The 8,058-nt window shown below is 68.4% G+C and carries 9 protein-coding genes; 7 read left to right on the forward strand and 2 right to left on the reverse strand.

Translation table 11 applies throughout. From position 1 onward, the window contains the following. Positions 1-1,372 (forward strand): hypothetical protein (locus WA805_RS03060; RefSeq protein WP_425241596.1); only part of this gene is annotated, 1,372 nt, incomplete at its 5' end. 99 nt (positions 1,373-1,471) lie between these two features. On the opposite strand, the gene WA805_RS03065 is transcribed toward WA805_RS03060, so the two are convergent. After that, positions 1,472-2,227 (reverse strand): lytic transglycosylase domain-containing protein, encoded by a 756-nt coding sequence (locus WA805_RS03065; RefSeq protein WP_422339365.1) that lies wholly within the window; start codon positions 2,225-2,227, stop codon positions 1,472-1,474. A gap of 434 nt (positions 2,228-2,661) precedes the next feature. Between WA805_RS03065 and WA805_RS03070 the strand changes: the two genes are divergently transcribed. The 3 genes from WA805_RS03070 (at position 2,662) to WA805_RS03080 (ending at position 5,142) form a co-directional block, all read left to right on the forward strand. Continuing rightward, on the forward strand, positions 2,662-3,189 hold the full coding sequence (locus WA805_RS03070) for a PadR family transcriptional regulator (protein ID WP_422281806.1): 528 nt from the start codon (positions 2,662-2,664) through the stop codon (positions 3,187-3,189). Further along, on the forward strand, positions 3,186-3,947 hold the full coding sequence (locus WA805_RS03075; protein ID WP_425241597.1) for an ABC transporter ATP-binding protein: 762 nt from the start codon (positions 3,186-3,188) through the stop codon (positions 3,945-3,947). The genes WA805_RS03070 and WA805_RS03075 overlap by 4 nt, the downstream gene beginning before the upstream one ends. Before the next feature lie 277 nt (positions 3,948-4,224). Continuing rightward, complete coding sequence (locus WA805_RS03080) at positions 4,225-5,142, forward strand: hypothetical protein (protein ID WP_422284594.1); 918 nt, start codon at positions 4,225-4,227, stop codon at positions 5,140-5,142. Positions 5,143-5,296: 154 nt separating this feature from the next. Here the strand turns inward: WA805_RS03080 and WA805_RS03085 are convergent, their stop codons facing one another. Further along, positions 5,297-6,058, reverse strand: a complete 762-nt coding sequence (locus tag WA805_RS03085; protein ID WP_422281812.1) for a lytic transglycosylase domain-containing protein — start codon at positions 6,056-6,058, stop codon at positions 5,297-5,299. Positions 6,059-6,301: 243 nt separating this feature from the next. Between WA805_RS03085 and WA805_RS03090 the strand changes: the two genes are divergently transcribed. The 3 genes from WA805_RS03090 to WA805_RS03100 all read left to right on the forward strand — a co-directional run. Continuing rightward, entirely contained in the window at positions 6,302-7,132 is an 831-nt protein-coding gene (locus WA805_RS03090; protein ID WP_425241598.1) for a purine-nucleoside phosphorylase, read from the forward strand. A gap of 103 nt (positions 7,133-7,235) precedes the next feature. Continuing rightward, the gene (locus WA805_RS03095; protein ID WP_425241599.1) at positions 7,236-7,847 is read left to right on the forward strand and encodes a DUF6069 family protein; all 612 of its coding nucleotides are present in this window, start codon (positions 7,236-7,238) and stop codon (positions 7,845-7,847) included. A 71-nt stretch (positions 7,848-7,918) separates the two neighbouring features. Beyond that, on the forward strand, positions 7,919-8,058 hold a 140-nt coding region (locus tag WA805_RS03100; RefSeq protein ID WP_425241600.1), incomplete at its 3' end, for a LysR family transcriptional regulator.

The raw sequence follows: 8,058 nt of genomic DNA on the forward strand, positions 1-8,058 counted from the left end.
GTCCGGGCCCGCCGTGGACGAGGCCCTGGAAGAGCCGCCGGGCGGCTCGGCAGAGATAGCTCCCGCGGCCGTCGGCAACGTCGCCGCTGGCGGCCTGGACGTGGCGGGCGAGGAGCATGGTGGCGGGGAGGGCGCGGCTGTCGCCGCTGCCGCCCTGGCCGGCGTGGGCATCGCCGCCGCGGTCGATGCGGCCGTGGATGAGGCGGTGACCGCTCCGGTAGTTCCGGTAGTTCCGGTAGCCTCGGCCGCCCAGGTGTCCCCGGCCGTCGCGGAGCCGGCCCCCGGTCCGGGACCGGCCGCTGCTGAACCGGGGCCCGCGGCGCCGGAAGTCTCCGATCTGCCCGCGCCGGAAGCTCCCGCCGCCGCGACGTCGATCGACCCGGTACTGCACAACCTGGCACCGCCGAAACCCAGGCCGTCGTTTTCCGCGGCGCAGCCGGCTCGTACCGACCCGCCGACCACGCCCGCACCGTCGTACGAAGCGACGCAGTACAGCGACTCCAACCCGCAGTGGCGAGCGGGGTCTGGTGACCAGTGGGGCGCCGAGCCGCAACGGGGATCAAACCCGCAATGGGGATCCAGTGCGCAGTGGGGCTCGAACGCTCAGCAAGCCGGGCCGAACCAGCAGTACGCTGGCCCGTCGCAGCCGTACCCGGATCTCGCCCAGGAGTACGCGCCCGGCACCGTCGGCCGCCCGCAGCGCTCCCGGCGGGGCCGTAAGATTGCGCTGATCGCGGGCGCCATCGTGATAGTAGCCGCGGCAGGCAGCGGGGCGGCGCTCGCGCTGCGCCACCCAGGGGCCGCCGCATCGGGAACGACGGCGAACACGGTGAAGCCGAGCCCCAAGACGCCGTTCGGGTCGGTGAACGCGCTCAACACCCTGTCCACCACCCTCCCGTCGGGGTGGACAGCGGACGCCGTTCAGCCGTCCGACACCAGCACGACGGGCGGCTTCTCGATCGACGTGCCGCCGGGCTGGTCCGAGACGCATTCTGGTAAGGCCACGCATTTCGATGGGCCTGGCGGCATCTTCCTAGAAGTTGACCTGACGCCGCACACCTACCAGAACATGGTGACCGAGGCCCAGTACATCAAGAAGCAGTCGCTGGCCAAGGGCAAGTTCCCCGGGTACAAGCAGAACCATCTCCAGGGCGTGCCCGTCCGGGGCACCCAGGGGTCGTTCTGGCAGTTCACCTGGACCCCTGCGGGAGAGCCCAAGCAGCTGACGGACGACATCTTGTTCATCATGCCGACATCGGCGGGCCCGCAGTCGTACGCCATCTACTTCAGGGCGCCGAACAGCGGGTGGAACGCGAAGTTCCTGCCCCTTTTCGAGCGGATGCTGCACACCTTCCAGACGATCCCGTCCTGACTTCCGGCGCGTGCTGCTACGCAGTCCTGGCGTAAAAGAGCCCGGCCCGCGTAGGGGGTCGCGGGCCGGGCTGTCTCGCTGGCTGGTACTACTTGGGGATCAGTACCAGCCGTCCGCTTCCTCGTGCGACCAGGCGGCGCACGGCGACCCGTAGGTGCCCTGGATGTAGCTCAGGCCCCAGCGGATCTGGGTTGCCGCGTCGCCCTGCCAGTCCGGCCCTGCGCTCGCCATCTTCGAGCCGGGCAGCGCCTGCGGGATGCCGTAAGCGCCGGAGCTGGGGTTGCTCGCGTAGATGTTCCAGCCGCTCTCGAGCGCCCACAGCGGCTGCAGGCAGGAGAACTGGCTGCTCGACCAGCCGAACTGGCTCAGCATCTGCTCCGCGATCTGCTGCGGCGAACCCGAGGGCGCGCTGGTCGCGGGCTGGGCAGTCGTTTGCTGCGCTGCCTGCTGCTGGGCTGCCTGTTGCTGGGCTGCCTGTTCCTGGGCGGCCTGCTGTGCGGCGGCCTTAGCGGCCGCTGCCTTGGCAGCGGCGGCTTTCGCGGCGGCAGCCTTAGCTGCTGCCGCCTTCTGTGCGGCCGCCTTCTGTGCGGCAGCCTTAGCGACCGCGGCGTTCGCGGCCGCCGACTCATACGATGTCTGTCGCTGAGCGACGCCGTACCGCGTCGTGTCGAACGAGACTAGGCGCTGCGCCGGGCTCAACGTGTCAACGTGGACTGTCTGCGTCAGCATGTGCGCGTCCGCGGCGCCCGCCACGGAACCGGCGGGCAGCGTCGCGGCGGCCGCCGAAATGGCGGTCGCGAGGGTGAGAGTCCCCGCCGCGGCAACGATGATCAGCCTGGAACGCTTGCCATTCATGAACGAAGGCATGGAAAGATGCCGTGCCAAAAATGAACCTTTAGTAGTTCGCGCCTAACGCGATCGGGGTTCACCCCTGATGGCCAGGTTCCGCGCGCGCCGGCGTCGGCAGGCAAACATCAGCACACGGACTAGGCACGGGACAGGGTGCCGACTGCCTCAGGCAGTCATCGTCACGCGGGCGGGGTGCTGTCGGATGTCAACGATGCCACGGAACAAACGATTGCGTGACCACATTCCGGCACTCTCGGCCCTCCTGGACGCGTCGTTGCCGGCGCACCGCACGCGAAACCCCCTGTTTACCAGGGAGTATAGTTACTCTCTAGTAGCAACTGTGACACGAGTCACATTGGTATAAAACTGCGCCTGTGCGACCAAAAAGCAGCCAATCCGAGGTATTTGCGTCGCGTATACACTCAAGGTATAGTCAGCTCGTGAGCGTTCCTTTGACCCTTCTCGGCTTGCTCGAACGCGAGCCGAGCCACGGATACGACCTTAAGCGCGATTACGACGCGTTCTTCGGACGTGGCAAGCAACTGCCGTTCGGTCAGGTCTACGCGACGCTCGGCCGACTGTCCCGCGACGGCAAGATCGTCCCTGGGGACGCCGAGCCGGGCGACGGCCCGGACAGACGACGCTACGCGATCACGGCGACCGGCCGGGACGAGGTCGACACGTGGCTAGCCGAAGCTGTCGAGCCGGAGCCGCACCTTCAGACCGTGCTGTTCGCGAAGGTGACGCTCGCGCTCATGCTCGGCAAGCCGGCCGAGGCATACCTCGACACTCAGCGCGCCGCGCACATCCGGCGCATGCAGGAACTCACCGAAATCAAGCGAACCGGGCCGCTGGTCGACGTGCTGCTCGCCGACCACGCGCTGTTCCACCTGGAAGCGGACCTCCGATGGATCGACCTGACGTCAGCACGGCTGGCGGAACTAGCTGAGGCGGTGGGCACACGATGAGCACCCCTGTTGTCATGCCCGGCTGCCTGCTCGAGGCGCGCGACATCGTCAAGTCTTTCGGCCAGACCCCCGCCCTGCGCGGCGCGAGCGTCGCCGTCGGCCAGGGCGAGATCCTGGCGATCATGGGCCCGAGCGGGTCGGGCAAGTCGACCCTGCTGCATTGCCTGGCCGGCATCTTCCAGCCCGACCGGGGCGAGGTGTGGTTCGACGGACGCCGCCTGGACACGCTCAGCGAAGCCGAACGCACCCGGCTGCGCCGGACCGCGTTCGGCTTCGTCTTCCAGTTCGGGCAGCTGGTGCCTGAGCTCACCGCGGCGGACAACGTCGCGCTGCCGCTGCTGCTGAACCGGACCAGCAGGAAACTGGCGTACAAGACGGCAGGGACATGGCTGGACCGGCTCGGCCTCGGTGACAAGGGCGGCCGCCGGACGGGTGAGCTGTCCGGCGGCGAGGCGCAGCGCGTCGCGGTCGCCCGCGCGCTCGCGCTCACGCCCAAGGTGGTCTTCGCCGACGAGCCGACCGGGTCGCTGGACTCGCTGACCGGCGAGAAGGTCATGGACCTGCTGACCGGGCTGGCCCGCCAGCAAGACGCTACGGTCGTCGTGGTCACCCACGACGCGCGGGTCGCGTCGTACGCGGACCGCGTGGTCATGGTCCGCGACGGCCACGTTTCCGCGGATCTCGGGACGGCCGCCGCCCCACGCTCGCCGGCCACGGCCACGGCCACCGGTCCGGCCTCAGCGAGGGCCGTGCGGTAACGGTCCGGGCACCCCAGGCCCCGGCTCCCAGCGAGGGCCGAGCGGTAACGGTCCGCCTCGGCCTGCAGCTGACGCTGCACAGCGGCCGGGAGGCCTTCCACCTACGCAAGGCGCTCGATGGGCCATCGACCGCCTTCGGGACGACGAGGTGGCGGTGCCTTTCCCGCGCGGTGGCAGCATTGCAGCCTGTTGCCTGCACCGAAATGTCATACCTTAGTGACACTCTGTGCATATGCCAAACATTTGCCACTATGACCGTGCACGCCTAGGCGCGCTCTTGCCGACTCAGTACGGCGTCATCGCCCGATGGCAGGCGCTGGAGTGCGGGCTGACGCCAAAGGCCATTGACTACCGGCTTCGCCCCGGTGGACCGTGGCGCGCCATGCTCCCTGGCGTTTACCTGGCGATGACCGGAACCCCGACTCCCGAGCAACGTGACATGGCGGCCTTGCTGTACGCGGGTTCGCATAGCGTGATCACCGGGGCGGTGGCCGTCCGGCGGCACCACTTGAGCTGCGCAGGGCTGAATCTCATCGATGTCTTGATCCCAGCTGACGCTCGGCGCCGGAGCACAGGATTCGTGCGGATACAGCGCACCACCAGGATGCCCGAAAAGGTCTACAAGGCGGGGCCGATCCGGTTCGTCGCGCCGCATCGCGCTGTCGCGGATGCGGCGCGGACGATGACATCGTTCGGCGACGTGCAAGCCGTGGTCTGTGCGGCCTTGCAGTGGAAGCGATGCGCATTGCCGTTGCTCATCGACGAGCTGAACGAGGGCCCCTCGGCCGGATCGCGCTCTCTGCGAAGAGCGCTGGCCGAGGTGAGCGACGGCGTCCGGTCGACGGCCGAAGCCGGCCTCAAGAAGCTGATCGACCACTCGGACCTGGAGAAGCCGCTCTATAACGCCCGGTTGTACACCCCCGATGGGGACTTTATCGCCAAGCCCGATGCCTGGTGGCAACGGGCGGGTGTCGCGGGTGAGGTTGATTCACGTGAGTACCACATGCAAGCTGCTGACTATCGAGCCACGCAAATGCGCCACAATCGCATGGAAAGCTACGGCATCAACGTTCAGCACTGGCTGCCCAGCGTTATCGCGACTGAGTCGCGGACAGTGCTCTCCGACCTCCGCAGGGCGATCGCCGCAGGACACACGAGGCCGCTCCTGCCCGTCGTCACGATGGTCGACGGCTAGCGCAGCTACACGTCACCACGCGGAATGCGGTCGATGGGCCATCGACCCCCTACTTGGGCGGTCGATGGCCCGTCGACCGCCATTGCGGAGCAAGCGCCGAGGCTGTCCCGGGAATTGCCTTTGTCAAGGCAATTCTATTGGCCGTAAGAAGGATTTAATAATATCCGTTGGCGAGCTCGAAATCCCACGCGCCGCATGGGGTGCCGTAAATGGACTGGATGTATCCGAGGCCCCATTTGATCTGGGTGGCCGGGTTGGTCTGCCAGTCCGCGCCCGCGCTGGCCATCTTGTCGCCCGGCAGCGCCTGCGGGATGCCGTACGCGCCGGAGTACGGGTTTTCCGCCTGGTAGTTCCAGCCGCTCTCCCGGTTCCAGATGTTGAGCAGGCAGCCCCACTGCGACGACTGGCTGAAGCCGAACGACGGCAGCATGTTGTACGCGATGCTCTGCGCGGTCCCCGGGTCGGGCGCCGGAGCGCTCACCGTGGTGACGCCGCCGCCGGTCGAGGTGCCCGAGGTGCCCGAGGTGCCCGAGGAGGCGGTCTGCGTCGCCGCGGCCATGTCCGACGGGCTCACCGTCGCTGGCTTCGCGACCACGCTGAGCGTCCTGACGGCGCTGCTCATGTCGATCAGCGTCGTGCGCTCTTGCTCGAGCAGCGCGACCGAGTTGTTCTGCGGGAGCGCGTCGATGGCCTCGGCCAGGCTGCTCGCGCCGACGCCCCGGGGGGTCATCACGTAAGCGGCGCCAGCCACCACGGCGACGAGGAGCACAGCCAGGCCCAGCGCCGGGAAGACGATGCCGGTCCTGCGGATCAGGCCCCGCTTGCGCCGTGGCCTGCGTGGCCCGCCAGCTGCGACGTAGGCCCCTGTGGCAGTGGCAGGACTCCGCGACTCGCTCGTCGTAACTGCCGTTCCCAACTGTGGCCTTGTCTCTTCCAGCATCGCTGTCCGGTTTCGTGACAACGCAGTCCCTTCGGTCCGTGCCGCCCACATGTACCGCTGGCGATCAACATTGCCAGAAAGGAAGTTCACCCGCCTGCAACTTCGCCAAGAAAGGCCGGAAAAAGCCTTAACGGGTTTACGCGCTATTCTGTGACGCTAATCACAGGCTTATAACACGATCCGTGACATGCGCCGCCACACTGCGAGATGATCGGCACCATGACCGACGTGCACGCAGCTGACCCCTTCGCCCAGGCGGAAGCCAGCGCCGCCACCTTGAAGCGCCTGGCCGGCGCGCCGGACTTCGACGCGGCCGTGGTGCTCGGCTCTGGCTGGCTGGCCGCCGCCGACGCGATCGGCGCGGCGGAACTCGAAGTGCCGCTCGCCGACCTCGGCGGGTTCGAGCTGCCGACGACCGAGGGTCACGCACCGGCCGTTCGGTACATAAAGCACGGCAACCACCGGATACTGCTGTTCCTCGGCCGCGTGCACATGTACGAGGGATACGCCCCGCACACCGTCGTGCACGGCGTCCGCACCGCGATCGCGGCCGGCTGCCGGACGGTCGTGCTGACCAACGCGGCGGGCGGCATCAACCCCGCGTACGCGGTCGGGCAGCCGGTGCTGATCAGCGACCACCTGAACCTCACCGGCCGCTCCCCGCTGTCCGGGCCGATCCCCGCCGGGTACCCGTCGCGGTTCACCGACCTCACCGAGGCGTACTCGAGACGGCTGCGCGACCTGGCGCGGCGGCACGACCCGGCCCTCACCGAGGGCGTGTACGCCATGCTTCCCGGCCCGCACTACGAGACGCCCGCCGAGATCAGGATGCTGCGCACCGCGGGCGCCGACCTCGTCGGCATGTCCACCGCGCTCGAAACGATCGCCGCGCGCCACCTCGGGGCGGAAGTACTCGCGATCTCGCTGGTCACGAACCCTGCCGCCGGCCTGAGCGAGCAGCCACTCGACCATCGGGAGGTGCTGGACGCCGCCCGCGCCTCGGCCGCCCGCATCGGCGAACTCCTCGCCGCACTGCTCCCGCAGATGTAATGCTGCTCCCGCAGATGTAATCAGGAGGGTTTGACTAGGGTTTCCCCGCGCTGGCGCGGGTACCCAACCTCCGACAAGGCTAAAAAACCCGTGCGAGGTGCACATGTCATACCCTGCATCGCCCAACGGCGCGGGTGCCATCCGTGTCCGGCCTGACCCCGGTCAGTTCTGGGCCGGGGCGGCGGCGACCGCTGTCGTGGCGGCGCTGATCGCGCTGGTCGGCATCCTGGTCTCCCGGTGGGCGCTGAACATTCCCATCCTGGCGCCGACGGGCGACGGCGCCTGGGGCAACGCGCACACTGGCGAGTACGTGCTCCTCGCGGCGCTTGTCGCGCTTATCGCGGCGGGGGTGCTGTACCTGCTGGAGCTCGGCGCGCCGGCGCCGCGTGTCTTCTTCGGCTGGATCGTGGGCCTGGCGACGCTGGCGGCGGTGGTGTACCCGTTCAGCACGAACGCGCCGCTGGAGCAGAAGGCAGCGACCGCCATCGTCAACCTGATACTCGGCGTCGCGATCGCGTCGCTGCTCAGCGCGGTGTCCGCCCGGGCCATCCGCGTCAGCCGCAGCGTTCCGCCGACATACGGTCAGCCTCGTCCCCAGGCATACGGTCAGCCCCGTCCCCAGGCATACGGGCAGACCGAACCCCTGAATCGTCCTGGCTCGCCACCCCTGGACCGTCCTGGCTCGTCGCCCACTCCGCCCAATGACTGGCGGTAAAGAACTCTTATTCCGAACGGCCGCGTGGTGGCTCCCTCTCGTAGCTGTCTCGCGGGAGGGATGATAGGCGTGTGGAGCTGCGCCACCTGGAGTACTTCGTCGCGGTCGCGGAGGAGCTGTCGTTCACCCGGGCGTCGCGGCGGCTGCACGTGGTGCAGTCCGGCGTGTCGAGCGCGATCCAGGGCCTCGAGCGGGAACTCGGCGCGGCGCT

This window comes from Trebonia sp. (genome assembly GCF_049794275.1).
Classification (GTDB): Bacteria; Actinomycetota; Actinomycetes; order Streptosporangiales; family Streptosporangiaceae; genus Trebonia.